This is a genomic window from Pontibacter fetidus, from assembly GCF_010119545.1.
GTDB lineage: Bacteria > Bacteroidota > Bacteroidia > Cytophagales > Hymenobacteraceae > Pontibacter > Pontibacter fetidus.
Map to the genome: position 1 here is coordinate 33874 of NZ_JAAEAA010000022.1, position 26575 is coordinate 60448.

Below are 26575 nucleotides of genomic sequence, written 5' to 3' on the forward strand. Positions count from 1 at the left end.
ACAGGCTGTTTTGCTTTGTAGATGGGGTTAAACTACCAGTCTATCGGTTCTTTTCCGTGTGCTTTCAGGTATTCGTTTGCTTTACTGAAATGGCGGTTGCCGAAAAAGCCACGGTCGGCGGCAAACGGCGATGGGTGGGCAGATTGCAATACCAGGTGCTTACGGGTATCAATAAAGGCGCCTTTTTTCTGAGCATACGCTCCCCAAAGCATAAACACCACGTTCTCTTTCAGGTCGTTCACCTTTTGCACAACGGCATCGGTAAACTGTTCCCAGCCCTTTTTCTGATGCGAGCCCGCATTTCCTGCCCTTACAGTTAACGTTGCATTTAGTAACAGTACACCTTGTTGAGCCCAGCGCTCCAGGTTTCCGGTTGGTGGCAGGTCTTTGCCCAGGTCGCTTTTAATTTCCTTAAAAATATTGATCAGCGAAGGAGGCGTACGCACTTCGTCGCTAACCGAAAAAGCCAGTCCGTTTGCCTGGTTGGGGCCATGGTAAGGGTCTTGCCCAAGTATAACCACCTTTACTTCAACAAAAGGACACATCTTAAATGCATTAAAAATCTGGCTGCCCGGCGGATAAACTTTTTGGGAATTGTATTCGTCTTTAACAAAAGCCACAAGGTTTTTGAAATATGGTTTTTCAAATTCATCTTGCAGCACATTTTGCCAGCTTTCTTCTATCTTTACATTCATATTGTTGGATGAAGGAGTGTGAAATTTACCAGAAACTTAGCCAAAGGCAGTAACACTTTTGCTCCTGAGCAGTTTCTAAATATACAATAAACTCTGTAACATGGATACAAAAACGACAGAAGGGGTGAAAGTGACCGTTACAACCAATTACCTTCCAGATTATTCCAGTCCGGTACAGCAGCACTATGTATTTGCTTACAAGATAACGATAGAAAACAACAGTGAGTTTACCGTAAAATTACTGCGTCGGCACTGGTACATACACGATGCTACAGGCACGGTGCGTGAAGTGGAAGGCGAAGGCGTGGTAGGGCAGCAACCAACCCTAGAGCCTGGCGAATCGCATGAGTATGTGTCGGGGTGCAACCTTAAAACAGGTGTCGGGAAAATGCTGGGCACGTATTTAATGGAGCGCCTCGTAGACGGTAAACAGTTTTATGCAACTATACCTGAGTTTACCCTTATTGTGCCTTATAAGCTTAATTAATTGTTAAATTGTTGATTGACGAGTTGTTAAACAGTTGAATGGATTACACATGCTGAATTTTTAAATAATCCTGTTCATCCTAAAATCCTGATTCTGACAATTAACAATAAAGCCTTTAACTTTTAGCCAGTGTCCTTAATAAGCCAAGCAGCAGATTACCTGATTTACCGGGCCAAGTCCTTTAAACTGCATGGCGTACACTCCCCTTTCGTTTTTAATCTTTATCACCAGGTTATACTTCATGACGGGGCTTTTTATGCATACCCACGTGTTGAGGCTGTTCGGGAAGACCTGTTAGCTAATGGTAAAACAATAGAGGTAACTGACTTTGGCGCTGGTTCTAAAACTATAAACTATAAATCCCGAAAAGTATCCGACATTGCCCGTACATCGCTTAAACCTGCCAAGTATAGCCAATTGCTTTTCAGGTTGGTCAATCATTTTCAGCCGAAGTATGTGTTTGAACTGGGCACTTCGCTGGGCATTACAACTGCTTACCTCGCTGAGGCTGCCCGTAAAGCGCAGATTTATACGTTTGAAGGTTGCCCAACTATAGCCAGTATAGCTAAAGCCAACTTCGACTATCTACAGCTTCGCAACATCACCCAGGTAACTGGTAACCTCGACGAAACATTACAGCAACAACTATCTCAAATTCCGCAACTGGATTTTGCTTTTTTTGACGGCAACCACCGGTACGGGCCAACCATGCGCTATTTTGAGCAGTGCCTTGCAAAGGCACACGAGGGCAGCGTTTTTGTGATAGATGATATTTACTGGTCGTCGGAGATGAAACGCGCCTGGCAGGAAATTAAAAACCACCCGCAGGTAGGCCAAACGATAGATTTATACTTTGTAGGGTTAGTTTTCTTCCGGAAAACGCAGCCGAAGGAACATTTTACGCTTTATTATTAGGCAAAAGACTTACTCACTATCGTAACCATTGACCTCACAGCGTCTTAAAGACATGTGAGCGTCTCACCAACTATAAAACAAAAGGACAAAAAACCGAAGTCCTTTGTCCTTTGTCAATCAGTCTATTGTCTAACAGTTTAGCTGATCGCCTGACGTATCCGGATCAGTTTCTGCATTAATCCCTCCAGTTGGTCTAATGGCAGCATGTTGGCTCCATCCGATTTGGCTATACTTGGCTGTGGGTGGGTTTCGATGAACAACCCGTCTGCGCCTACGGCTATAGCTGCTTTAGCTATAGTTTCAATCAAAGCTGGCTTGCCTCCTGTAACACCGGAGCTTTGGTTTGGCTGCTGCAACGAATGCGTTACATCCATTACAACAGGCGCCCCTGTTGATTGCATTTCAGGTAAGTTTCTGAAGTCTACGACCATATCCGAATAGCCGAAGCTGTTGCCACGGTCAGTAAGTATAACTTTCTCGTTCCCTGATTCGCGCACTTTATCCACGGCAAAGCGCATGGCCTCACCAGACAAGAACTGGCCTTTCTTAATGTTTACCACTTTACCAGTGTTGGCAGCAGCAACTAAAAGGTCGGTCTGGCGGCACAGGAATGCCGGGATCTGCAGTACATCTACATACTCGGCGGCCATTGCTGCTTCGTGGCTTTCGTGTATATCCGTTACGGTTGGTACATCAAATGTCTGGCTTACTTTCTGAAGTATACGCAGTGCTTTTTCGTCGCCGATGCCGGTAAAAGAGTCCAGGCGGGAACGATTTGCTTTGCGGTAAGAGCCTTTAAAAATAAGCGGGATCTGAAGTTTGTCGGTTATAGTTTTAAGTCTTTCGGCAATCTGCAGGGCCATTTCCTCGCCTTCTATAGCGCATGGGCCAGCCATTAAAAAGAAGTTGCCGCTTTGTGTATGGTGTAATTTCGGAATCTCGAACATAGCATGATGGGTTGGTAACTATAGTACAAAAGTACGCAATTAGTACCTATTTCTTCTGCAGGTTAATAAAAAGCTCGCTTCCCTGCCGAGGTGCAATGGAATTATAAGCCCTCTCAAAATGCATAAACTTGAAGTATGGCTCAAAGTATTGCTTGTACTCAGCAGCTGATCCTCCGAAAGGTGGGCCTTCTTTAGCAAATTCGGTATCAAACAATAAGCCTACCAGCCTGCCACCCGGAACCAGCAACTCGGCACATTTGCGGGCATAGGCAGCTCTCAGGTCCGGGTTCAGGGCACAGAAAAATGTTTGCTCTACAATCAGGTCATATCCCCCCTGCAGGTCGAAGAAATTTTGTAACAGCAAATGGTCTTTCGGAAAATCTGTGACGCGTTTCGCAAAGTTCTCCAGAGGTGCCGGAGCTACGTCGGCTACATACACATGTTTAAATCCCTGGTTAAACAGATATTCGGCTTCATACGCATTGCCACACCCCGGAATCAGTATCCGTAAGTCTTTGTTTGTCAACTGGTCGAAATATGCCTTCAGGGGCGTTGTTATCCCCTGTGTATCCCAGCCGGTCTGGTTGCTGAGGTAGCGTTGCTGCCAGTAGTCTGCATTAAAATCTTGTTTCATGAGGTTGAGATATATAGTGCAAAAGTCTTATATTTGATTTCTATAGAAGGCCTAAAGTAGATACATCGGCTTTAAAACAAAAAACATTCTATACTTATGTCGACGAACACACCCGAGAGCAGAGGTAACAAAAAACTCCTGATTGTTGGTTTTATCGTAATCCTGACCAGTATAAACGGTATTCTGCTTTATATGAACTACCAGAAAAAGGAAAAAGCGGAAGAGCAGGAAGAAGTGATCCGGGTAAAGAACACGGAACTGGAGAATCAGATTAAAGTATACGAAGCCCTTAAAGCAGATTTTGAGCGCCAGAGCCAGGAACTACAGGCTATGGGCATAGAAAACGACTCGCTTGAATCTAAAATTGCTGCCATAAACGCCGACCTGGATAAGCTGCGCGGCTTCCGTAACAGCAGCTTCAGCATTGCCGACCAGCGTAAATTCCGCGAAAGAGCGCAGGTTTTTGAAAAGCAACTAGTAGAAAAGGATAAGGAAATAGCCAAGCTGAAGGAAGATAACGAAGTGTTATTTACAGAAAATACAACGTTAAAAACTACCCAGAACAAAATGGCCGACAGCCTGACCACTATGAAGTCTACGAACCAGGACCTGACCGAAAAGGTAAAACTGGCGTCGCGGTTAGAGGCTAATAGCATAACTGTGAATGTTGTGAACCAGCGCGGTAAAGAGAAGGACGATAACGACAATGAGTTCAGAGCCAAAACAGTAGATAAAATTAAAGTGGCGTTTAAACTGGGCCAGAATGATGTTGCCCCAAAAGAGCCGAAAACCATTTACATGCGTTTGATAGAGCCGGATGGCGCAGCTTTATATAACTTGTCTACAGGTTCAGGTACTTTCCAGATTGACGGAGAAGATATGTACTATACAGCCAAACGCGACATCGTTTTTGATAACACCCAGCAGCAGGTAAGTTTTGTGTATGATAAAAATGCCGCTTACAAAAAAGGCCAGCATACCATTGAGCTTTACGCAGATGGTTTCCTGATTGGCAGGTCTTCTTTCGTTCTGAAATAGAAAATTAGATACTTATAGTTTGAAAGCCTCTGCCTTAGCAGGGGCTTTTTGCTTTTAGTTGGCTTCTACATTGTTTATTTAGTAGTTGGTTCTTTTCTTATTGGTCTACTATAGTTACTACCTATACTAGATTAAGCTAAGCTATCCTTTCAAACTTCTCCCAATCCTGGGCTCTACTTACCTATCGTTTCAAGTTCACTTTGACTCTCTCACGGCGGGGGTAGGGGCCCTCTTTAAGGGCAGGGCCGTTAAGTTCTAGCAAATTCTCCCCTTGAGGGGAGCGCAGAGGGGTGTTTGTATTAGCGGGTGAATTTAAAATTGGCTAACAATAGGCTTTTTGGTCCTGAATAACACCCCTATAATCCCCTCAAGGGGATAGTTCTCGGCAGAACTTAACGGCCCTGCCTCTTTAAGGGGGGCACCGCCTTCGGGCATCGCGCTGCTGCCTTCTTGCTACCCTCGTTCATCGTGTTGGCTGCGCCACCGCAACAAGTCAAAGGCGCTCAACCCAATGACTGATACGTTTCGCATAGCAACTGCCTGCTTATAGTTTGAACCTGCTTGCTTCGATATTGATCGTGGTTATAGTTCCGTAGGGACAGGTCGCGACCTGTCCGATCATGGTCTGAAACTATAGCAAAGGCAGAAATTCCTCTCTCGGGAGGGGCAAGGGTGTGTTATAGCATAGGCCTTTACTCTTTTCCCACAAGATCCTTCCAGGATGACAAAAGAAAAGGTAAAAAAACTCCCCGACTTAGACTACCGAGCAGCGATTTAAAAGGTAGCGAGCGTAGCGCTGAGGGGTTGGGGTGGTTGGACAAACCAACAATAGCTTTAGCAGAACTGTTCCCTTGAGGACAAGAGAGAACGGGAGTTCAAAACTTGAGAGCGAAGCTCATAGGGGTGTTAAAACAGCAACTATAGAACTATAACCACAACTATAGCAGCAGCTACCTCTCCTGTTAATATTAGAGAGCTGGTGTAAGGTAAATTGAGACTGGCTTGCTCTTCATCAACTATAGAACTGTTGTTAAACCCAAACCTATAAATAAAAAAAGCCCCATCTTTAAGATGGGAGCCTTAGTCCATCGTTCACAAATAATTCTATCTATACGTAATCTATAGTTATTCAATCAGCATTTTTCTGTCCTGTATTACTTTAAAGTGCTCTACCATTTTTACAGCTTCTGTGATATCTTCGGTAAAGATCGCCACAAACGAGTTTGGCTCGGCGCGCTCCAGAGCATGCGCAATGGCTCTCATTTCTTCCGGTATCACTTCTATCCTGGTTTCAGAACCAGAGTCCTCAATTCCTTTTATGAGCGGGTCTGTTATTTCTTCAGGAGTTTTACCACGCAGGTCGCTATCGAGGCGTATGATCACCTCATCAAATATATTGCCTGCCGCTAGCCCCAGTTCATAAAAGTCTTCGGTGCGCCGGTCGCCTACCCCTGCAATAATGCCTACTTTGTGGTGTGCATCTACGTAATTCATAAACTCCCCTATTGCTTTCATGCCGCCTACGTTATGGGCGTAATCTACCAGCACCTCAAACTGCGGGAACTTAAACAGGTTCATACGGCCCGGTGTCTTTGCCGGCGAAGGTATAAAGGTGCGCAGTGAGGTTTTAATATCTTCTATCTCGAAATGCGAAATATAGCCCGCCAAGGTTGCTGCCAGAATATTTTCGATATTAAACTTTGCACGGCCGCCAAACGTCAGGGGCACATCTGCTACCCTATCAATGCGCAGTTTATAGCTGTTCTTAAAAATAGAGATATACCCGTTTTCGTACACAGCTGCGAGCCCGCCTTTTGCAATGTGCTTCAGTATGCGGGGATTTTCTTCATCCATACTAAAGAACGCAACATTACAGTGCAACCCTTCTGCCATCGCATACACCAGGTCATCGTCCGCGTTAAGAACCGCATATCCTTCCGGGCTAACGCTCTTCGGGATTACAGCCTTCACCTGTGCCAGTTCTTCCAGGGTATGGATATCGCGGAGCCCCAGGTGGTCAGAACTTACGTTGGTTACAATCCCGATGTCACATTGCTGAAAACCAAGACCAGCCCTGAGCAAGCCCCCACGGGCACATTCCAGTACGGCAAAGTTTACAGTAGGGTCTTTCAGAACAAACTCAGCACTATAAGAGCCGGTCGTGTCGCCTTTCTCCAGCAACTTATCCTGTATGTAAATGCCATCTGTGGTAGTGTAACCAACCTGATATCCCTTATGTTTTACCATATGCGCTATAAGGCGGGTAGTGGTGGTTTTACCGTTTGTACCTGTTACAGCTATAATCGGAATCCTGGACGGTGTATCGCGCGGGAAAAGCATATCTACAACCGGTGCAGCCACGTTACGAGGCAGGCCAAACGTAGGAGATATATGCATCCGGAAGCCTGGTGCGGCATTTACTTCCAGTACGGCACCCCGTGTTTCGTTTAGCGGTATGGCAATATCGGTTGTCATTACATCTATGCCACAAATGTCCAGCCCAACTATACCGGCAATGCGTTCTGCCATCAGTATGTTGTACGGGTCTACCAGGTCTGTAACGTCGGTAGCAGTACCTCCGGTACTTATGTTAGCCGTACTTTTAAGGTATACTTCCTGACCTTCCGGAACTATAGATTGCGTGGTCAGTTCCATACTTTTCAGCAGGGCCTGGGTATGCTTGTCTATCTGTATCTTGGTAAGTACTTTTTCGTGGCCTATACCTCTGCGGGGATCTTTGTTTTCTCTGTCGATGAGCTGTTTTATAGTTGAGATGCCATCGCCTATTACCATGGCAGGTGTGCGTTTGGCGGCGGCCACAAACTTCCCGTTTATTACCAGCATTCTAAAATCGAAGCCTACAATGTATTGCTCCACTATAACGCCCTGCGAGTATTTGCGCGCTTCCAGGAATCCTTTCTTCGCGTCGTTCAGGTTGGTAATATTTATGGTTGCGCCTTTGCCATGGTTGCCATCCAGTGGTTTTGTAACGATCGGGAAACCCAGCCAGGTAGTAGCACGGCGAAGCTCTTCCTGCGAGTATACCGTTGTGCCTTTCGGAACCGGTATGCCTGCATCACTAAGCAGGTCTTTGGTAGCATTTTTATCACCGGCAATCTCTACGGCAAAGCAGGCTGTAGTGCTTGTCATAGTGGCTTGTATACGCTTCTGGTACCGGCCATAACCCAGTTGTATCAGCGAGTTACGGTTAAGGCGTATATAGGGTATGCCGCGGCTCACCGCTTCTGTAACTATAGAATAGGTACTTGGCCCAAAGTATTCATCCTCCCGTATTTCGTGTAGTTTCTCCAGGTCAGCCCATAGTTTATACTTTTCGCCTTTTACCAGGGCCTCTGTTATGCGTACTGCGGCATACGCTGCATACTCTCCGGCCCGTTCTTCCTGGTACGAGAAAATAACATATACTTCATTTGGCTCGCGGGTTGGGTAACAACGGCCATAACCGCTATCCATACCGGCCATGGTCTGCAGTTCCAGCGCAACGTGCTGCACTACATGCCCAAAGGTGGTTCCTTCTTCTACAGTTTTAAAAAAACCACCTTCTACGCCTTCTGCAGACCGATGCGCCTTCATATCAGGGAACATCTTCCGGAGACGGTTATTAAAATTAGGGATCTGGTTGGTTAAGGAATCACTAAGCTCTTCTAAATCCAGTTTCAGGACTATTATCTTCGGATGTTTTACAGACCAGTAGTTTGGACCGCGCATCACGCGTAAATCAACAATTTTCATGTATCAGGTATTCGTAAACGATTACATATAATGGAGTAGAGGTATTTTTTGGCTCATAACAACCTATTGCCGGCATTATAACAACTCATTATGGCTGAGTGGTCTGGGCTTTACGTGCATTACTTTAAAGTTGATATGGTTTAGGTATGTTCGCTTGTTAAACGATACCATGAGTACGCAGAAATGGTACAAAAGATTAATAGAACTCAGAAAATAAGTGCTATTTTTTGCTCGACATTGAGTGTCAGTTATAAACAGGCAGGCTATAGTTAGCCACAAAAAAGGGGAAGATTGGTTACAAGCAAAAATGCCCCAACTGCTTAAATAAGCTATTGGGGCATTTAAAGAGGTAACGAGCGGATTCGAACCGCTGTAGCAGCTTTTGCAGAGCTGAGCCTAGCCACTCGGCCACGTTACCGTGATTAGGAGTGCAAATATACGAATGTGTGTATACTTGTCAAACTATAGAAGGTTATTTTTTCAGGCAGATTAATTTAAATAATCAGTTACACATCCAGTCGGCGTGCCTTACCAATAAAATTTAAAAACGAGACCACAAAATTGGGCGGATTGACAGACCTGATCTCGTTCGGGTATTTTTTCATTAACACTGACAGGTGCATGGCTGTGTTCAGGTCTAGCTGTAGTTTTTGCTTTTCGTGCCCTGCCAGTTTGTTTACTACCTTGCATAGATCGGCAAAGTAGCCGCCAAACTCCATGGCTGGGGTGTGTATGTTGTAAACTTTAGAAACATAATCGGTAGGGTTACGGAAAGTATGCGGAATGCCTGCACTTACCGTTATCTCTTCACCCTGATGCAGCAAATGCCATTCTCCGTCTACGTTTACTTCGATCTGCCCTTGCAGCACCTTATAGGTTTCCTGAGCCTTGGGATGTACATGCATAGGCGTACCATCAGCTTGCGGCTTTAGCTCCCACTCCATCTCCAGCGATTCACCCTTGGTTTGTTCTGCCGTTTTCACTATCCGGCAGTTCATCCCGATAGGTGTCATTTCTAATATCTGGTTAGGGTGAAGCATAGTATACAATAAGGGTGTGCAAAATTTATACTTCAGGACATAAACTGTGCAGCTATAGTTTGGACAATAATCACCTATAGTACAGGCCATTTAGCAAAGCTGCTTTATAAATATACTATTTTTAATATAAATTGTTATTATTTCTTAAAAATTTTAAAATAAAAAAGCCCCGGATTGCTCCGGGGCTTTTTGCTATGTAACAAACTTAATACTAAGCGTTGTTCTCTTCTTCAGTTGCTTCCTCGTCAGAACCTTTAGACTTCTTTGCAGCAGCCTCCAGTTTCTTAACGCCAGCTTCTTTCTCGTTCTCCATCATTTGCTCTTTCAGCGCAGAAAGTGCATCCAGGTCACCAAGCGTAGACTTGTTTTCTACTTCTTTAGGTGCTTTAGGAGCTTTTTCTTTCTTCTCGCCTGCAGCAGCAGGAGCTTTCTTAGTAGCCTTAGCTACACGGGCAGCATCAGCGCTCTCAGTGTGTGTTGAAGTGTGAGAAAGGATGATCTTACGATCTTCTTTAGAGAATTCAGTTACTCTGAAGTCAAGGCTCTCACCTGCTTCAACCTGAGAACCGTCTTCTTTTGTTAAGCCTTTAGGGAAAGCAAAACCTTCGATACCGTAAGGTAACTCAAGTACTGCACCACGCTCAGACTTCTCTAATACAGAAGCTTTGTGAACTGAACCTACATTGAATACTGACTCAAAAGTATCCCAAGGGTTCTCTTCAAGCTGCTTATGGCCTAATGCAAGTCTTCTGTTAGGAACATCAAGCTCCAGAACAACTACATCAAGGTTTTCACCAACTTTAACAAACTCAGATGGGTGCTTGATCTTCTTAGTCCAAGAAAGGTCAGAAACGTGTACCAGACCGTCAACACCTTCTTCAAGCTCTAAGAACAGACCGAAGTTAGTCAGGTTACGAACTACGCCAGTGTGCTTAGTGCCTACTGCATATTTCGTTAACACATCTTCTTTTGTCCAAGGATCTTCCGTAAGCTGCTTAATGCCCAGAGACATTTTGCGCTCTTCTCTGTCTAAAGTCAATACAACTGCTTCAACCTCGTCGCCTTGCTTAATGAAGTCTTGTGGGTTGCGCAGGTGCTGAGACCATGACATTTCAGAAACGTGGATAAGGCCTTCTACACCTGGCATAAGCTCAAGGAACGCGCCGTAATCAGCAACGTTAACGATCTTACCTTTAACACGTGAACCAACTTCGATCTCAGCTGGAAGAGCATCCCACGGATGTGGAGTTAACTGCTTCATACCAAGAGAGATACGCTTCTTATCTTCATCAAAGTCAAGAACTACGATCTGTACTTTCTGGTCAAGCTGCAATACTTCCTCTGGGTGGTTGATACGTCCCCATGAAATATCTGTAATGTGAAGCAGACCGTCTACGCCACCAAGGTCGATGAACACACCGAAGTTTGTCATGTTCTTGATAACACCTTCCAGCACCTGACCTTTTTCCAAGTTGTTCAGGATAGCTGCACGCTGTTGCTCCAGGTCTTTCTCGATAAGTACTTTGTGAGATACAACCACGTTGTCGAAAGCGGCGTTGATTTTCACAACTTTCACTTCCATTTTCTTACCTACAAACACATCGAAGTCGCGGATAGGCTTAACGTCGATCTGAGAACCTGGTAAGAACGCTTCAACACCGTAAAGGTCCATGATAAGACCACCTTTGGTTCTTCTCTTAACGATACCTTCCAGAATGTTATCATTCTCAAGTGCATCGTAGATTTTAGCCCAGGCAGAAACGATTTTCGCTTTCTTGCGAGACAAGATAAGCTGACCGTTTGGATCTTCCTGGTCTTCGATAAATACTTCAACCTGGTCACCTGGCTTCAGATCCGGAAGGTCTCTGAATTCTGAAAGAGGCACCAAGCCATCAGATTTGAAACCGATGTTCAGGATCACGTCACGATCAGTGATACCAACAACAGTTCCGCTAACAACCTCCTGCTCCTGTACGGTAGTCAGGGTGTCGTCATACATTTTTTCCATTTCGGCTTTTTCTTCTTTGCTGTAGCCGCCGCCGAAACCTTGAGACTCAAACTTGTCCCAATCGAAATTTTCTGGAGAATTACTCATATTGTTTTGTTGCTCTGGAATAGCCACCAGCCTAGAGCAATTGGCTGATTTGGTTTAGTTTTACATTTCCTGCTGATTTACAGGACCATTCACCTGAATGAGCCGCAAAAGTAACGCTTTTTCAGATCAAAAACCAATGCTAATCAGGGAAAGTGTAAAGTAATGTAGCAAAGGGGGTTAGGGTTATAGGTAAAGTAGTATTTACCCATCCTAACCTGCTCCTAAAAACAGGGGAATGGGCTTGAGCACCCTCCTGTAGTTGCTGGTTTTGGAATTACTCCTAGCACAAGTTTCCTGACCCGTGACTTGGGGTGAATGTTGCATCTCAAGATGCAACTGGCCTGGCAGGACAGGTATGGCAAAGGCAGTGGCTATAGTTCTATAATCCCAACCCCTCAGCCCAACTTTACCTCACCCCAGCCCTCTCCTAAAAACAGGAGAGGGAGCTTAATCTACCTCATTTGTCATCCTGAAAGGATCTTGTGTGAAGTGCGCTCAGGCTGTTGCAATAACACACCCTTCCCCGACTAAGAGGGTTTTTTTTGCCATTGTTATAGTTGACTTTATTGTTTGATGCTAGTGTTTGTCATCCCCCTGCCCCCTTCCAAGGGGGACTTTGGCTACTACTTTCTGAACAGTCATTTCGACGAAAGGAGAAATTTGGGTGGCTTTCTGCACGGTTTTACTTAGAGCTACAAGTGAAATGGCAGCTTTAATCCGGAAAACAACTTTTATACTTTTTACTTACATCTTTGCTTTACATACCTTCTACATTCTTTCTGATTAACCATAACTTATATAGTTAAAACTAAATATTTTAGCACAACCATAATACTATTATTTCTCTACTCCCAGGTACATTCCCCAATCCTGGTTATACAAATTGAGGTGCATTTTAAGGAAATATTGAAGTGATGGTTTGATAGGTTTTCGAAGTAGTTTCAGGCCTGCTTCTTCAGGAGTGCGGTTGCCTTTGCGGGTGTTGCAGCGCGAGCAGGCCGTTACCAGATTCAGCCAGTTACTCCCTCCTCCCCTCGAGCGTGGTAGCAGATGATCTAAGGTCAGATTCTTTACAGTGCCACAGTATTGGCAGGTATAGTTATCGCGGCGCATGATGTTATGGCGGCTTAGTGCAATGCCATAGTAGGGCACATGCACATAGTGCTGCAACCGGATAACGGATGGAACGGGATATACTTTGGTGATGGTACGCAGTTGTTCTTCGGACTTTGTTACCATTTCGGCTTTATCGAGGTAAACGAGCAGAAAGGCTTTGTGCACCGAGCACACAGCAATGGCGCTGAAGTCCTGGTTCAGGATGAGAACTTTATCTTTCATAGGGTGCTACTGTACTGAATAATAAGCTTCTACGGAAAAAACCGATAGCTTACGGTAAAGTTCAGCGGAAATAGCAGCCTATGCCTGGAAAATACGCTTGATAATACGAAGTTTGTGAGAGTAACGCTTGCGGGCTGCGTTGTAAATTCCGTTGTGGTCGAGGGTATCAATACGGACCTCACCGCTGGCATGAATAATCTTCTGATCTTCTAAAACGATGCCTACGTGAATGATACGGCCTTCGTCGTTATCGAAATAAGCCAGGTCGCCAGGTTGGGTCTGGTTCACAAAATGCACTTCTTCGCCAGCTGTTACCTGCTGGTACGCATCGCGGGGTAGTTGTACGCCACAAATACCATACACCTGCTGCGCAAAACCCGAGCAATCTATCCCGAATACCGATTTGCCTCCCCACAAATAAGGGGCTTTCATGAAGTTGTAGGCTACTTTTACCAGTTGCGCTATAGTTGCTTCAGATTCCGGGTTAGACGCACGGCCGTTGTACAAATACGTTTGTTCTCCAATCCGCACATTCATACCGTCAAAGAAAGGTAAATAGGCACCTATACCTACCGGAATACGCTCATCGGCATTGCTGATCACCTGCACCAGGTCCATAGCGCGGGGATGCTGGGCTTGCTTCCATTCCTGGTAGTATGCTGCTGAAACGGCATTATGCTGATTAGCGTCAATCCAGCCCTGATACCCATCGGTAGCTAACTGAACACGCAACCACTTGTCCTGGCGACTGATGATCTCATAGCACTCCCCAAAAAGCAGCTGGCTAACCAGCTCGGCTCTGTTAGATGGTTCGGCGCGCAACGGCACTAGGCTCAGCATACTTATTCCGTAGTCCAATTCTTTTAATGATTAATGGTTAATGCGTAATGAATAATTAAGGATATTAATCATTCATCATTACTGATTATTCATTCTTAATAGCCGCTTCGGTCCATTTCTCGCTTCACGTCTTTTTCTTTGATGTCCTGGCGCTTGTCGTATAGTTTCTTACCACGGGCAAGGGCAATTTCAACTTTGGCAAAGCCACGGTCGTTCACGAAAACGCGTGTCGGGATTATAGTTACACCTTGCTCCTCTGCTCCTTTTTCCAGCTTTTTCAACTCCTTCTTGTTTAGTAGCAGCTTGCGGGCGCGCATCGGTTCGTGGTTATAGTGCGTACCCTCGGTGTAGGTTGATATGTGCGTGTTGTGCAGCCATAGTTCGCCGTTCTGGAAAATACAGTAACCATCCTGCATGTTCACTTTGCCTTCGCGTATCGACTTAATTTCCGTACCCATCAGCATCACGCCGGCGGTATACTTGTCCAGGAACTGGTACTCGAAGGAAGCCCTGCGGTTAACAATGTTTACGTGTTTCTTTATTCTATCCTTGTCTTTAGCCATTATGCTATCTTAGGTGCCAAAACTTTGGCTAATTTTTCTTTTTTCAAAATTTTCTGCCCGGTTTCTCCATCAGCTATCAATCGGTCATCTACGCGGGCTTCATAACTGCAGATTACCTCATGGCCATTTACCTCCTTTAGGGTAGCAACTATAGCTATAGTTTCGCTTTCAGAAGCAGGACTTTTATGATTGATTGTCAGAAAGGTACCTATCCCCTCTTCATCTTCTTCTTTCATTTCCAGCACAAACAACCTGCCCGCCCATTCGGCAGCCTGCGCCAGCGAAAACGTAGAGCAAACCGCATGCACCAGGCCATCCTCAAAACGGGCAAAATCAGCAGCAGTTACAAGCTTCTGGTATACTTTGGTATCGCCAATCTTGAAAGGGTTATGCATTTGTCTGAATCAGGATTTATAAGATTAATAGATTTTCAGGATTTTATTTAACACTATAGTTTCATTCGTGGATCAGGGCTGGCGTACTGGGTTGCAAAGTCACCCTTAAGATACTGAAAATGAGCAGCCATGGCTATCATAGCTGCATTATCGGTGCAATACTGGAAAGCTGGGATATACACATTCCAGTTATACTTCTTAGCATACTCCTGCAACGTTGCCCGAAGTCCCGAATTGGCAGAAACACCACCTGCAATGGCCACTTCTTTTATACCCAGGTCTTTAGTAGCCTGCACTACTTTTTTCAGCAAAGTCTTGATCAACGTATACTGCACGCTGGCGCAAATATCGTTTATGTTTTCCTGTACAAAGTTCGGGTTCTCCTTCGTTCTATCTCTAAGGAAGTATTGTACCGAGGTTTTGATACCGCTAAAGGAATAGTCGTAGCCGGGCATGTTACCCACCGGAAACTCGAATGCTTTCGGGTTGCCTTGTGCGGCAGCTTTGTCCAGCATGGGGCCGCCAGGGTAAGGCAAGCCGAGCATTTTGGCTGTTTTATCGAAGGCCTCTCCTACGGCATCATCGGTTGTCTGTCCGATGATCTCCATGTCCAGGTGGTCTTTAACGAGAACGATCTGGGTATGGCCGCCGCTAACGGTCAGGCACAAGAACGGGAAGTTGGGTTTCGGGTCTTCAATAAAATGAGCCAGGATGTGTGCCTGCATGTGGTTCACGTCTATCAGCGGGATGTTTAAGCCCAGCGCAAACGACTTGGCAAACGAGCAGCCAACCAGCAGGGCACCTAAAAGTCCGGGGCCGCGGGTAAAAGCTACTGCACTTAACTCATTTTTAGTTACATTTGCTCTGTTTAACGCTTCGGTTACAACCGGTATAATATTTTGCTGGTGTGCCCTGGAAGCAAGTTCTGGTACTACGCCGCCATACTTTTCGTGAACGGCCTGAGTAGCAATTATATTCGACAAAACTTTGCCGCCACGTATAACGGCTGCCGAGGTCTCGTCGCAGGAAGATTCAATAGCTAAAATTGTAGGTTCGGTCATCTTTTGGAAAAAGAACAGTCCATAAATTACTTCAAAGTTATAGGAAAAACGCTACTTCACACAGTAGTAGAGGTTATCCTGTTGCTTTTGCTGCTATTTATAGTAGTTTTCTTTGCCATACGCATACCAGCAGTGCAGACCCACATCGCCCAACGCGCAGCTGCCTGGCTCTCCGAAGCCACTAACCACGATGTAAGTGTTGGCCGCGTCGATATCGAGTTTTTCAGTAATGTAATACTGGAGCAGGTACAGGTACGCGACTATAAAAAGAACGAACTATTTTATGTGGGCCGCGTAGAGGCCGACATTGCCACTTTTTCTATCCTCAACCCGAACACCCTAAGTATAGCCACCCTGGAGTTGGAGGAGCCGCGCGCCAACCTCGTCTACTATAAAGGGTCTGATACCTTAAATGCCGGAGCTTTCTTTAGTGCCCTCAGCGACCTGTTTGTAAAAGACACCACCAAAGTTTCCAAGCCTTTTAAGTTTGACCTGCAGGAGTTGATACTAAAGAACGGCCGTTTTACTTACGACGACTTTAACAAGCCCCTTGCCGACCATGGCATGGATTACGCGCACCTAACGGTAGATAGTATTTACGGACATTTTGATGAACTCGTACTAGCCGATACTTTAAAAGCCAACATCACCAACTTCAGTGCCATCGAAACGCGTAGCAAAACCAACCTGCGCCACCTGGATACCCGCATGACCTACGCTGCCACCTTCTGGGAGTGGGCTGACCTGAATTTGAAAGTACAGGATAGTCATCTGAAAGATTATGTGCGCTTCGACTATAACAGCTTTGGCAACTTCGTGGATTTTAACGACAGCGTAACGATGACGGCCCGGTTATATGATTCGTATGCCTACGCCAAAGACATCTCTAAATTTACAACCCTGCTAAAAGGTTATGAGAACGAAGAGATACAGGTTAACTCAATTAGCTACAAAGGCAAGGTCTCAAATTTTAAAGCCGACAGCGTAGACCTGAAGTATGGGCAAAATACCCATATAGTTGGTAGTATAAGCGCCGACGGCTTGCCAAACGTGAGAGAAACCTTCGCTAACCTGAAACTGAAACCCTCCACTATAGATGCCGACGACATAAAACAATTTTTGCCCCGCGATGCCTTTGAAGTGGTAGACCGCCTGGGCACTGTAAAACTGGACGGCCGTTTCCTGGGTTTTTACAACGACTTTGTAGCCAACGGTAGTTTTGCCACCGCACTAGGCAATGTACGCTCCGACATTAACCTGAAAATTGATGATGACAAGCGCACCTCTTCTTATAAAGGATTTGTGAGTACCAAAGGCTTTAACCTGGGCAAGCTCATTAACCGCACCGATCTTATCCAGACCATATCGATGAGCGGGAAGTTAGCCGGCTCCGGATTTACACTGCAGGATGCCAACGTGGACATGGATGCAACCATCAACCAGATCTATTTTAAGAACTATAACTACCAGAATATAATAGCCAATGGCAACCTTAGCCGTCAGAAGTTTGTGGGTAAAGTATCCATTAACGACCCTAACCTGGTTGTTTCTGCAGATGGTGAGATTTTCCTGAACGATGGCGAGCAGGCTTTTAACGTGATGGCCAACCTGCAGAAGGTAGATCTGAGAGCGCTCGGTTTATCAAAAGATCCGTTTACTGTCAGCGCCAACGCCAATCTCGATTTTAAAGGCCTGCGCCTGGACGACTTTGTGGGCGTAGCCAGCTTTGCCAACGCAACTATAAACTATAAAGGCAAAGAACTTGCCCTGGATACACTTTATATCAACTCGGCTATAGTTGAAGGACAGCGGGCGCTTAACCTGGTATCGGACCCATTGGTGCTGAACATGGATGGCGACTATAAATACTCTACCCTGATAAATGACCTGACGCAGCTCGCCGAAGAGTACAAGCTAAACTTTGAAAGCAACGATGCCGCCACCGCAGCCTATTATCGCCGCAAAGCAAAAGGACCTGTAAACGAATATGCCGTAAACTATACCCTCTACCTGAAAGATGCTAACCCGCTTCTTCAGCTCTTCGTGCCCGAACTATACGTTTCCGAAAACACGAACATCGAGGGTTCATTTACCCATGCCAATACCGTTATCATAAACATGTTCGGTAAGATAGATACCCTTTCGTATGCCGACTATAACCTGTACCGCAATACGTTTGATATTACCTCCTCCAAGTTACAGCATAGCCCCGATGTACTGGCAAGTATCATCTATACTTCAGAAGAGCAGCAACTACCCACAGCCGGAAAAACCCAGGACTTTTACCTGGAAGGCATCTGGAGCGAACGCAAGATAGATTTTGCCACCAGCGTGCGCCAGCCCGAATATAACAACCGCGCTACCATTACCGGCGACCTTAACTTCCTGGAGAACCAGGTACAGCTGGTATTTGATAAATCGAACATTATACTTCGGAATATGCCGTGGGCTTTTACACCGGGCAACACAGTAGTTATAGGCGATGCCGGTAAAACGATAAATTTCGAAAACTTTGCTGTAACCAACCGGGAGCAGGTAGTGCGCGCGGCCGGCACCATCTCCGAAGACCCGAACAGCTCCCTAACCCTGAATGTAGAACAATTTGACCTGCGCAACCTGAATACCCTGATCACGGAAAAGATTGCCGGTACCTTAAGTGGCGAAATTGTAGCACAGGATGTGTATAACCGCGCTTTGCTCAACATCACGGCCCGCGTAGACTCTTTCCTACTGGATGATTTCCTGATCGGGAATATTTCGGGTAATGCGGACTGGAACAACGCTATTAAACAGATGGTAGTGGATGTGGGCATAGACCGTAATAATAAAAAGGTATTGACCGTAACAGGTAACTATAACCCCAATGCCACCGAAGACCAGCTGGACCTGCTGGCCGTAATGGACCAGGCCCAGCTTAAACTGGTAGAGCCGCTTATCAAACCTATACTTTCGGACCTGCAGGGCGACCTGGAAGGACGCGTGCGCATACTGGGGCAACTCACCTCTCCAATCCTAAAAGGGTCGGTGATGGTAACCAACGGGCAGTTTAAGTTTGACTACCTGAACACCACCTACCGCTTTAACGACCGCGTGTACCTTGGCCCAAACAGCATCAGCTTCCGAAACGCACAGATTAAAGACCTGTTTGGCAACTCGGCAACTGTTACCGGTGGCATTGCCCACGACGGTTTCTCTAACATGGTGATAGACCTCAGCGCCCGTTACCGCAATTTCATGATCCTGAATACTACCGCCGAGCAGAACGAACTATACTATGGAACTGCTTTTGGTACGGGTACGGCCAGCGTGTTAGGCCCTGTAGATAACCTGCGCATAAACGTAGATGCCCGCAGCGAAGAAAACACCCGCCTAGTTATACCATTAGACAACCAGGAAAGTGTTGCCCGAAAGGATTTCATCAAATTTGTGACCCGCACCCCGGATAGTTTAGCGGTAGCCGTAGATGATCAGAAAGTAGACCTGTCGGGCATTAACATGAATTTTAACCTAGATGTGACCGACGATGCCTACTTCGAGATTATTATAGACCGCACCACCGGCGACGTAATTCGGGGTTCAGGCTCTGGAGATATACGCATGACGATTGACACGCGGGGCGAGTTTAACATGTTTGGCGTATTCGAGATCTCGCAGGGGGCTTATAACCTGAACTTGCTGGAAGGACTGGTAACCCGCGAATTTAATGTGCAGCCAGGCAGTACCATTACCTGGAACGGCGACCCGCTGGGTGGCATCATGAACATAACGGGTAACTATACGCAGATGGCCTCGTTGCCGGTAACCGAAACCAGTACGCTGCAAGGCCGCTACCCTATTACTGCTGTTATAGATCTGGATGGCCCGCTGCTTACCCCACAAATAGCGTTAGGCTTAAATTTTGACCAGGTGCCGCAAACCGCCGAAACCGAAGCCCTGACCAGCGCCATTAAAAGCGACGAGGCCGAGCTAAACCGCCAGGTGTTTAGTTTAATGGTATTGGGCAGATTGTCGCCACAGGGTACCTTTAGCACCGTAGATGCCGGAACTACAGCCGTGGGTGGAAGTTTGGGTAGCTTGTTGTCGGGCCAGTTAAGCTCTTTCCTGAACAGTATAGACAGCAACCTGGAAATTGATATTGGCCTGGGCAACATTGACCAGGATGCGCTTTCGTCGTTGCAGGTGCGGTTGAGCTATTCCTTCTTCCAGGGCAGGTTGCGCGTAACCAGCGAAGCCGGGCTTGGCAGCAGCAACCTGGCCGGCACTACAAAAGACAACGGCTACCAGGGCGACTGGTCGCTGGAATACTATATAACTAAAAGTGGCGAGTTGCGTGGCCGTCTGGAGTACAACACTATTCCGCGTGGTTTGATAGACAGGCGAACCAACCGGCAAAGTTTCAGTTTGCTGCATACCAAGCGCTTCGACAACCTGAAAGAGCTGTTTATGAGCAACCGCCGCCAGCGCAGGCTGGAAGAAGAGGAACGACAACAGATCATCCTCGACTCCGACCCAAGACTTAACTTAGAAAGATAAATAAAAGCCCTGCCGCTTACTTGTGCAGGGCTTTTTGTTTTAGCACCAACTCCTTTCCCTATTTTTAAAATATATTCCTAATTTTGTATGGAAGGAGTACCTATGGCAAAGCAACACAGATCAGTTAAAAAGAAGAAGCTCGGAAATTACCCGCACACCATGGTGGTGTTTAGTATCACGCTTGCCCTATTCGTTATCGGCATGTTTGGGTTACTGCTGATACACGCCGGCAAGCTATCCGAAAAAGTAAAGGAAAGTATAGAAATGCAACTATACTTAGACAAGAACCTGACCAGTGTGCAGCTTGCCAATATGCAGAAAAAATTAGCTGCTAAAGAGTATGTTGCCATTATTGCCGATACGGCTGCGGTACGCTTTGTATCGAAAGAAGAAGGAGCCAAACAGTTCCTGGAAGATACCGGCGAAGATTTTATGTCTTTTTTAGGTGAGAACCCGCTGCGCGATGCTTATGTACTGAAAATTAATGCCGACAATGCCACCTCGGCCCAACTGAAAGGGATAAAGAACGACCTGGAAGGTATAGAAGGGGTGCATGAAGTTCAGTATGTAGAAAGCCTGATCGAGTCCATCAACAGCAATATCCAAAAGATCAGCATTATACTTTTAGGCTTTGCGGCTATACTTCTGGTAGTGGTAACTATACTTATCAATAATACCATAAAACTGGCTCTTTACTCGCAGCGCTTTCTTATCAGAAGTATGCAGCTGGTGGGTGCTACGGGTTACTTTATACAGCGGCCATTCCTGAACCGTGCTGCCTGGCAGGGTGTTATGAGTGGCATTATTGCTTCGCTCCTGCTTTTTGGTCTGATGCAATATGCTTATACCCAGATCGAAGAACTGAAACTGCTCCGCGACGACGAACAAACCTACATCCTGATGGGAGCATTGCTCGTAATTGGCTGCATTATCGGGTTTCTGAGCTCATACCGCGCGGTGCGTAAATACCTGCGCCTTTCACTTGACGAACTATATTAATAATGGAAAATAAAGACAGACTTGCCTTCGGCAGAAAAAATTACATCCTGATGCTGGTGGGCATTGTGGTGCTTGCTATCGGCTTTATTATCATGACGCTGGATACCGAACAATACGGCCTTGGCTTTATGGGCATCACCCTGGGACCTATAGTTGTTTTTGCAGGGTTCATCATAGAGTTTTTCGCCATCCTTATCAAAGACAAAAACCACGACTAAATGAGCGTTTGGCAGGCTATAGTTTTAGCCATTATAGAAGGACTTACCGAGTTTTTACCGATCTCCTCTACGGGGCATATGATCATTGCCTCGGCCCTGATGGGGATAAACGAATTACCAATTACCAAGATCCTGACGGTAAATATACAGTTCGGGGCTATACTTTCGGTGGTGGTATTGTACTGGCGCCGTTTTCTGCAGAGCTGGAATTTTTACCTGAAACTGCTGGCTGCGTTTATACCTACTGCTTTTATTGGTTTTGCGGTTAATGAGGTGGTTGATGCCATGCTGGAGAGTGTGGTGATTACGGCTATATCGCTGGTAGTTGGCGGTGTGGTGTTACTGTTTGTAGATAAGTGGTTTGCACACGCCGAGAAAACGACAGTTACCTATAAAAATGCCTTCCTGATCGGTTTGGCGCAGTGCGTAGCCATGATTCCGGGCGTTTCGCGTTCGGCTGCCTCTATTATAGGTGGTATGGCGCAGGGCATCGACCGTAAAACAGCGGCCGAGTTCTCATTCTTTTTGGCGGTGCCTACAATGCTGGCCGCCTCTACGTACAAACTCCTGAAAGACCTACTGCACCTGGAGATTTCCGATGTCGTTAAAATGGACTGGGTAAAGATCTCGAACAGTTTTGAAGTAATTACACCCAATGATCTGAAGTTGCTGCTGGTTGGTAATTTTGTAGCCTTTATAGTTGCCATGCTGGCCATTCGGTTCTTTATCAGCTTCCTGACAAAGTATGGCTTTAAAATGTTTGGTTACTACCGTATTGCTTTAGGAGTGCTGCTGCTGGCACTGCTGGCGATGGGCATTGATTTAAAAGTATAACATGAGCTATAACTTTGAGGCAGGCGAAGTGCTGCTTATAGATAAACCGCTTACCTGGACATCGTTTGATGTTGTAAAAAAGGTACGGAATACGTTGCGTATCAAAAAGATCGGCCATGCCGGCACGTTAGATCCCTTGGCTTCCGGGTTGCTTATACTTTGTACCGGCAAATTCACCAAAAGTATAGACCAGATTCAGGCACAGGAAAAGGAATACACCGGCACGATTATACTTGGCCAGTACACCCCGTCTTACGACAAAGAGACCGAAGTTACTGAAACCAAAGACATCAGCCACCTGACCCCGGAAACTATAAAAGCCGCTGCCGATAGCTTTGTAGGAACTATAGAACAGGTACCTCCTATTTATTCGGCGGTGATGGTAGATGGCAAACGCGCCTACGACCTGGCTCGTCGTGGCAAAGCCGCCGAACTAAAACCCCGCACCATAACTATAAAAGCCTTTGATATTACTAACATTGAAGGTGAAGTAGTTAGCTTTAGAGTTGTTTGCACCAAAGGTACCTACATCCGTAGCCTGGCCTATGACATGGGCGTTAAGCTGGGAGTCGGCGGGCATTTAGGCTCCTTGGTTCGTACGCGTATCGGAGAGTATAAACTAGAAGATGCCCTGACAATAGAAGCTATTCAGGAGATTAAAAAAGCACAGCTGGAAGCGAATGGAAGTAATTCGTGATATAGCCGATTTTCCGCAACTTAGTTACCCGGTGGTTACCAGCGGCACTTTTGACGGGGTGCACGTGGGCCACCAGAAAATATTACAGCGCGTTATAGAACGTGCCCGCCAAAGCAATGGACAGAGCGTGGTTATTACCTACTGGCCGCACCCGCGCCTGGTTCTCTTCCCGGAAGACAACGACCTCAAGCTGTTATCAACTATAGAAGAGCGCATCGAACAGCTCCGCAGCTTCGGTATTGATTACCTGCTGATCCTTCCGTTCACCAAAGAGTTTTCACGCACCAGTTCGCCCACGTTTATAACCGACATACTGGTAAAAGCACTGCATACCAAAGTGCTGGTTATTGGCTACGATCACCGTTTTGGCAAGAACCGCGAAGGCAGTTTTGAGCACCTGAAAGCCCACAGCAGCAAGTATGGTTTTGAAGTAGAAGAGATTCCGCGTGAAGACGTGGATGACATTGGCGTAAGCTCCACCAAAATAAGGAAGGCCCTGGAAAGCGGCGACCTCGAAACCGCAACCAGCTACTTAGGCAGGTATTACACACTTACATCTATAGTTGTAGAGGGCAACAAATTAGGCAGAACAATTGGCTACCCTACTGCCAACCTGGCTATTCCGCATACACACAAACTGATACCGGCCAACGGCGTGTACGCGGTGTGGGCAACTATAAATGGCGAACGCTACCCCGGTATGATGAACATCGGCATGCGCCCCACAGTAGATGGCACCCACCTTACCCTGGAGGTAAACCTGCTAAACTTTAACCAGAACATTTACGGCCAGACTTTAACCGTAGCTTTTGTAGCCTACCTACGGGAAGAACAAAAGTTTAATGGCTTGGATGAGCTGAAAGCACAATTGGCCAGAGACAAAGAAGCTGCAGCGAAAGTGCTGGGGCTATAGTTTGTCTGAATCAGGATTTTCAGGCTTAAAGGATTTACAGGATTGGGCTGTTGCTATAGTTGGAGCTATAGTTTTATGGTTGCTGTGATTACAAAGATAGCTGGCGCGAGTCTCCAGACTCGTGACTAACTATGGTATTGAGTCTCCTGACTTAACTGGCCCGGAAGGGACAAGACTTGTAATAGCTAATGCTATACTTTTATAGCAGTCCAACCACCCCTAACCCCTCCTTGTCTAAGGCGGGGAATTTTTGCTGATGCTATTCCACAAACTATAGTGCTATAGTTACAACCTGAGAGCCGACAGGTCACGACCTGTCCCTACGGAACTACAACCACGAGAAAAACAGATCTGCTACAGCCAAAAGGAATAAAGCAACTATAACTAAGACTTTAGCTATCGAGCTTGATATCAGTCTTAGGGTTGAGCGCCTTTGACTTGTTGCGGTGCCGATAGGCAACACGAGCGCAGCGAGTGTAGCAAGAAGGCAGCAGCGCGATGCCCGAAGACGGGGCCTCCCGGCCCGGGAGGGAGCCAAGTAAACTATAGAACTATGCGCTCATAAAGCTCCTAGGATTAGAGGAAACTATAGTACAATGGCTTGGTTCCAGCAGTAGGCAAAGTCAACTATAGAACTATAGCATTTGAAACTCAACTATAGTTCGAGATAGATTTCTCGCTTTGGCTCGAAATGACATATATGGCAGGACACATAAGATCCCTCGGCTATCGCTCGGGATGACAAATGAGAAACTATAGAACACTTAAAACCATCAGCTACGCAAGAAATAACAAAGCAGGCGACAAAAAACACCACAAATCCGGACTTCACCTGACCTATAACCCATTTCACCTAAAAAACTAAAGTCATATTTCCATATGGCTTTTATTCTATATAACTTACCTACGTATAGAACCAAATTCTAAAACGGCGTTTTGGGTGAGCTATAAATTTGCCCGGAACTTCAGTATTTTAACTAACTATGATAAATAAAACGGTAAAAAACGTGCAGGAAGCGCTGCAGGATGTGCAGGATGGCATGACACTGATGCTGGGTGGTTTCGGTTTATGCGGCATTCCTGAAAACTGCATTAATGAATTGCTTCGCCTGGGTGTAAAAGACCTGACCTGTATCTCGAACAACGCGGGTGTAGATGATTTTGGCATTGGCCTTCTGCTACAAAAGCGCCAGGTAAAAAAAATGATTGCCAGCTATGTAGGCGAGAACGCTGAATTTGAACGCCAGCTACTGAGTGGAGAACTGGAAGTAGAATTAAACCCTCAGGGAACCTTAGCCGAGCGAATTCGTGCCGGGGGAGCCGGTATTCCTGCCTTTTTTACACCGGCTGGTTACGGCACCGAAGTAGGCGAAGGCAAAGAAAGTCGTGAATTTAACGGCAAGATGTATTTGATGGAAACCTGGTTGAAAGCTGACTTTGCGTTTGTGAAAGCTTGGAAAGGCGACACGGCCGGAAACCTGATCTACAAAGGTACTGCGCGCAATTTTAACCCGATGATGGCCACTGCCGGAAAGATAACCGTTGCCGAAGTAGAAGAACTGGTACCAGCCGGCGAACTGGATCCGAACATGATCCACACGCCAGGTATTTTTGTGCAGCGCATTTTCCAGGGCGAGAAGTACGAAAAACGTATTGAGCAAAGAACGGTTAGACAGGCTTAAATTAGAACAACATGGCTTTAGATAAAAATCAGATAGCGAAACGAATCGCACAGGAAGTAAAGAACGGGATGTATGTGAATCTGGGTATCGGGATACCGACGCTGGTGGCAAACTATATTCCGCATGGTATTGAGGTAGTACTGCAGTCAGAGAATGGTTTGCTGGGTATGGGCCCTTTCCCTACCGAAGACCAGGTAGATGCCGACCTGATAAATGCCGGAAAGCAAACTATAACCACACTGCCAGGTTCGTCTATTTTCAGCTCCGCAGATAGCTTTGGCATGATACGCGGCGAGCACGTGGACCTGACTATTTTAGGCGCCATGGAAGTATCCGAGGAAGGCGACATTGCCAACTGGAAAATTCCGGGCAAAATGGTAAAAGGCATGGGCGGCGCCATGGACTTAGTGGCATCAGCCAAAAACATTATTGTGGCCATGCAACATACCGCCCGCGACGGGTCCTCTAAACTACTGAAAGAATGCACCTTGCCTATTACCGGCCTGAAGTGCGTGAAAAAGATTGTGACCGACCTGTGCGTAATGGAAGTAACCGATAAAGGCTTTAAGCTGCTGGAAAGAGCGCCGGGCGTTTCTGTAGAAGACATCCAGAAAGCCACCGAAGGCACGCTTATAGTAGAAGGCGACATCCCGGAAGTGCAACTATAGTTGGCAGGGTGAAATCATCCCCCTGCCCCCTTCAAAGGGGGACACTCAGCAATGCTTGAAAAGTAGATCCAGTTTTACGATACCTGAAAAGTCCCCCTTTGAAGGCAGGGTCGTTAAGTTCTAATGTATTTAGCCATCAGTGTTATTTTGTTGGCAAAAGCTGTGATCGCATCCTTCATAGAGTGGAAGCTACATTTTCTGGCGATGTTCAAGGCTATATTTTTCAATAG

Annotated in this window: 22 protein-coding genes and 1 tRNA gene; 11 read left to right on the top strand and 12 right to left on the bottom strand. The window is 46.2% G+C overall.

From position 1 onward, the window contains the following. Positions 1-32: 32 nt before the first annotated feature. A complete protein-coding gene (gene ung / locus GWO68_RS15055; protein ID WP_162347296.1) occupies positions 33-695 on the bottom strand; it encodes a uracil-DNA glycosylase in 663 nt (220 codons plus the stop codon). A 100-nt stretch (positions 696-795) separates the two neighbouring features. Between ung and apaG the strand changes: the two genes are divergently transcribed. Both apaG and GWO68_RS15065 read left to right on the top strand, forming a co-directional pair. After that, a complete protein-coding gene (gene apaG, locus GWO68_RS15060) occupies positions 796-1182 on the top strand; it encodes a Co2+/Mg2+ efflux protein ApaG (RefSeq protein ID WP_162347297.1) in 387 nt (128 codons plus the stop codon). 129 nt (positions 1183-1311) lie between these two features. After that, complete coding sequence (locus GWO68_RS15065) at positions 1312-2097, top strand: O-methyltransferase (protein ID WP_317164532.1); 786 nt, start codon at positions 1312-1314, stop codon at positions 2095-2097. A gap of 137 nt (positions 2098-2234) precedes the next feature. On the opposite strand, the gene kdsA is transcribed toward GWO68_RS15065, so the two are convergent. Continuing rightward, positions 2235-3044 (bottom strand): 3-deoxy-8-phosphooctulonate synthase, encoded by an 810-nt coding sequence (gene kdsA / locus GWO68_RS15070; RefSeq protein WP_162347298.1) that lies wholly within the window; start codon positions 3042-3044, stop codon positions 2235-2237. A 46-nt stretch (positions 3045-3090) separates the two neighbouring features. After that, positions 3091-3678 carry a methyltransferase gene (locus GWO68_RS15075; RefSeq protein ID WP_162347299.1) on the bottom strand — a complete coding sequence of 196 codons (588 nt, stop codon included), beginning with the start codon at positions 3676-3678 and terminating at the stop codon, positions 3091-3093. Between the two features lie 96 nt (positions 3679-3774). Between GWO68_RS15075 and GWO68_RS15080 the strand changes: the two genes are divergently transcribed. Continuing rightward, a complete protein-coding gene (locus GWO68_RS15080; protein WP_162347300.1) occupies positions 3775-4716 on the top strand; it encodes a hypothetical protein in 942 nt (313 codons plus the stop codon). 1125 nt (positions 4717-5841) lie between these two features. On the opposite strand, the gene cphA is transcribed toward GWO68_RS15080, so the two are convergent. The 9 genes from cphA to tsaD form a co-directional block, all read right to left on the bottom strand. Further along, a complete protein-coding gene (gene cphA / locus GWO68_RS15085; protein WP_162347301.1) occupies positions 5842-8469 on the bottom strand; it encodes a cyanophycin synthetase in 2628 nt (875 codons plus the stop codon). Positions 8470-8816: 347 nt separating this feature from the next. After that, positions 8817-8887: transfer RNA gene (locus GWO68_RS15090), tRNA-Cys, on the bottom strand. 88 nt (positions 8888-8975) lie between these two features. After that, positions 8976-9509: a cupin domain-containing protein gene (locus GWO68_RS15095; protein WP_162347302.1), complete on the bottom strand. Its 534-nt coding sequence runs from the start codon at positions 9507-9509 to the stop codon at positions 8976-8978. A gap of 211 nt (positions 9510-9720) precedes the next feature. Next, on the bottom strand, positions 9721-11604 hold the full coding sequence (gene rpsA, locus GWO68_RS15100) for a 30S ribosomal protein S1 (protein WP_162347303.1): 1884 nt from the start codon (positions 11602-11604) through the stop codon (positions 9721-9723). An 837-nt stretch (positions 11605-12441) separates the two neighbouring features. Further along, positions 12442-12942 carry an HNH endonuclease gene (locus tag GWO68_RS15105; protein WP_162347304.1) on the bottom strand — a complete coding sequence of 167 codons (501 nt, stop codon included), beginning with the start codon at positions 12940-12942 and terminating at the stop codon, positions 12442-12444. A 78-nt stretch (positions 12943-13020) separates the two neighbouring features. Further along, entirely contained in the window at positions 13021-13782 is a 762-nt protein-coding gene (locus GWO68_RS15110; protein WP_162347318.1) for a C40 family peptidase, read from the bottom strand. Between the two features lie 95 nt (positions 13783-13877). Continuing rightward, on the bottom strand, positions 13878-14345 hold the full coding sequence (gene smpB, locus GWO68_RS15115; protein WP_162347305.1) for an SsrA-binding protein SmpB: 468 nt from the start codon (positions 14343-14345) through the stop codon (positions 13878-13880). Next, positions 14345-14740 carry a thioesterase family protein gene (locus GWO68_RS15120; RefSeq protein ID WP_162347306.1) on the bottom strand — a complete coding sequence of 132 codons (396 nt, stop codon included), beginning with the start codon at positions 14738-14740 and terminating at the stop codon, positions 14345-14347. The genes smpB and GWO68_RS15120 overlap by 1 nt, the downstream gene beginning before the upstream one ends. A 53-nt stretch (positions 14741-14793) precedes the next feature. After that, complete coding sequence (gene tsaD, locus GWO68_RS15125; protein ID WP_162347307.1) at positions 14794-15801, bottom strand: tRNA (adenosine(37)-N6)-threonylcarbamoyltransferase complex transferase subunit TsaD; 1008 nt, start codon at positions 15799-15801, stop codon at positions 14794-14796. Between the two features lie 87 nt (positions 15802-15888). Between tsaD and GWO68_RS15130 the strand changes: the two genes are divergently transcribed. The 8 genes from GWO68_RS15130 (at position 15889) to GWO68_RS15165 (ending at position 26345) form a co-directional block, all read left to right on the top strand. Further along, complete coding sequence (locus GWO68_RS15130) at positions 15889-20334, top strand: translocation/assembly module TamB domain-containing protein (protein ID WP_162347308.1); 4446 nt, start codon at positions 15889-15891, stop codon at positions 20332-20334. Between the two features lie 102 nt (positions 20335-20436). Then, positions 20437-21333, top strand: coding sequence for a cell division protein FtsX (locus GWO68_RS15135; protein ID WP_162347309.1), 897 nt, complete (start codon positions 20437-20439; stop codon positions 21331-21333). A 2-nt stretch (positions 21334-21335) separates the two neighbouring features. Then, complete coding sequence (locus GWO68_RS15140; RefSeq protein WP_162347310.1) at positions 21336-21551, top strand: DUF3098 domain-containing protein; 216 nt, start codon at positions 21336-21338, stop codon at positions 21549-21551. Beyond that, entirely contained in the window at positions 21552-22385 is an 834-nt protein-coding gene (locus GWO68_RS15145) for an undecaprenyl-diphosphate phosphatase (RefSeq protein WP_162347311.1), read from the top strand. It begins immediately after the preceding gene. Between the two features lies 1 nt (position 22386). After that, positions 22387-23082, top strand: a complete 696-nt coding sequence (gene truB / locus GWO68_RS15150) for a tRNA pseudouridine(55) synthase TruB (RefSeq protein WP_162347312.1) — start codon at positions 22387-22389, stop codon at positions 23080-23082. Then, a complete protein-coding gene (locus GWO68_RS15155; RefSeq protein WP_162347313.1) occupies positions 23066-23995 on the top strand; it encodes a bifunctional riboflavin kinase/FAD synthetase in 930 nt (309 codons plus the stop codon). Before truB ends, GWO68_RS15155 begins: the two co-directional genes overlap by 17 nt. Positions 23996-24978: 983 nt before the next feature. Next, positions 24979-25677: a CoA transferase subunit A gene (locus tag GWO68_RS15160; RefSeq protein WP_162347314.1), complete on the top strand. Its 699-nt coding sequence runs from the start codon at positions 24979-24981 to the stop codon at positions 25675-25677. 11 nt (positions 25678-25688) lie between these two features. After that, complete coding sequence (locus GWO68_RS15165; protein ID WP_162347315.1) at positions 25689-26345, top strand: CoA transferase subunit B; 657 nt, start codon at positions 25689-25691, stop codon at positions 26343-26345. Positions 26346-26575 lie beyond the last annotated feature (230 nt).

Coding starts and splice junctions, on each gene's coding strand:
- ung (WP_162347296.1), bottom strand. CDS start 695: ATGAATGTAAAGATAGAAGAAAGCTGGCAAAATGTGCTGCAAGATGAA.
- apaG (WP_162347297.1), top strand. CDS start 796: ATGGATACAAAAACGACAGAAGGGGTGAAAGTGACCGTTACAACCAAT.
- kdsA (WP_162347298.1), bottom strand. CDS start 3,044: ATGTTCGAGATTCCGAAATTACACCATACACAAAGCGGCAACTTCTTT.
- GWO68_RS15075 (WP_162347299.1), bottom strand. CDS start 3,678: ATGAAACAAGATTTTAATGCAGACTACTGGCAGCAACGCTACCTCAGC.
- GWO68_RS15080 (WP_162347300.1), top strand. CDS start 3,775: ATGTCGACGAACACACCCGAGAGCAGAGGTAACAAAAAACTCCTGATT.
- cphA (WP_162347301.1), bottom strand. CDS start 8,469: ATGAAAATTGTTGATTTACGCGTGATGCGCGGTCCAAACTACTGGTCT.
- GWO68_RS15095 (WP_162347302.1), bottom strand. CDS start 9,509: ATGCTTCACCCTAACCAGATATTAGAAATGACACCTATCGGGATGAAC.
- rpsA (WP_162347303.1), bottom strand. CDS start 11,604: ATGAGTAATTCTCCAGAAAATTTCGATTGGGACAAGTTTGAGTCTCAA.
- GWO68_RS15105 (WP_162347304.1), bottom strand. CDS start 12,942: ATGAAAGATAAAGTTCTCATCCTGAACCAGGACTTCAGCGCCATTGCT.
- GWO68_RS15110 (WP_162347318.1), bottom strand. CDS start 13,782: ATGCTGAGCCTAGTGCCGTTGCGCGCCGAACCATCTAACAGAGCCGAG.
- smpB (WP_162347305.1), bottom strand. CDS start 14,345: ATGGCTAAAGACAAGGATAGAATAAAGAAACACGTAAACATTGTTAAC.
- GWO68_RS15120 (WP_162347306.1), bottom strand. CDS start 14,740: ATGCATAACCCTTTCAAGATTGGCGATACCAAAGTATACCAGAAGCTT.
- tsaD (WP_162347307.1), bottom strand. CDS start 15,801: ATGACCGAACCTACAATTTTAGCTATTGAATCTTCCTGCGACGAGACC.
- GWO68_RS15135 (WP_162347309.1), top strand. CDS start 20,437: ATGGCAAAGCAACACAGATCAGTTAAAAAGAAGAAGCTCGGAAATTAC.
- GWO68_RS15140 (WP_162347310.1), top strand. CDS start 21,336: ATGGAAAATAAAGACAGACTTGCCTTCGGCAGAAAAAATTACATCCTG.
- GWO68_RS15145 (WP_162347311.1), top strand. CDS start 21,552: ATGAGCGTTTGGCAGGCTATAGTTTTAGCCATTATAGAAGGACTTACC.
- truB (WP_162347312.1), top strand. CDS start 22,387: ATGAGCTATAACTTTGAGGCAGGCGAAGTGCTGCTTATAGATAAACCG.
- GWO68_RS15155 (WP_162347313.1), top strand. CDS start 23,066: ATGGAAGTAATTCGTGATATAGCCGATTTTCCGCAACTTAGTTACCCG.
- GWO68_RS15160 (WP_162347314.1), top strand. CDS start 24,979: ATGATAAATAAAACGGTAAAAAACGTGCAGGAAGCGCTGCAGGATGTG.
- GWO68_RS15165 (WP_162347315.1), top strand. CDS start 25,689: ATGGCTTTAGATAAAAATCAGATAGCGAAACGAATCGCACAGGAAGTA.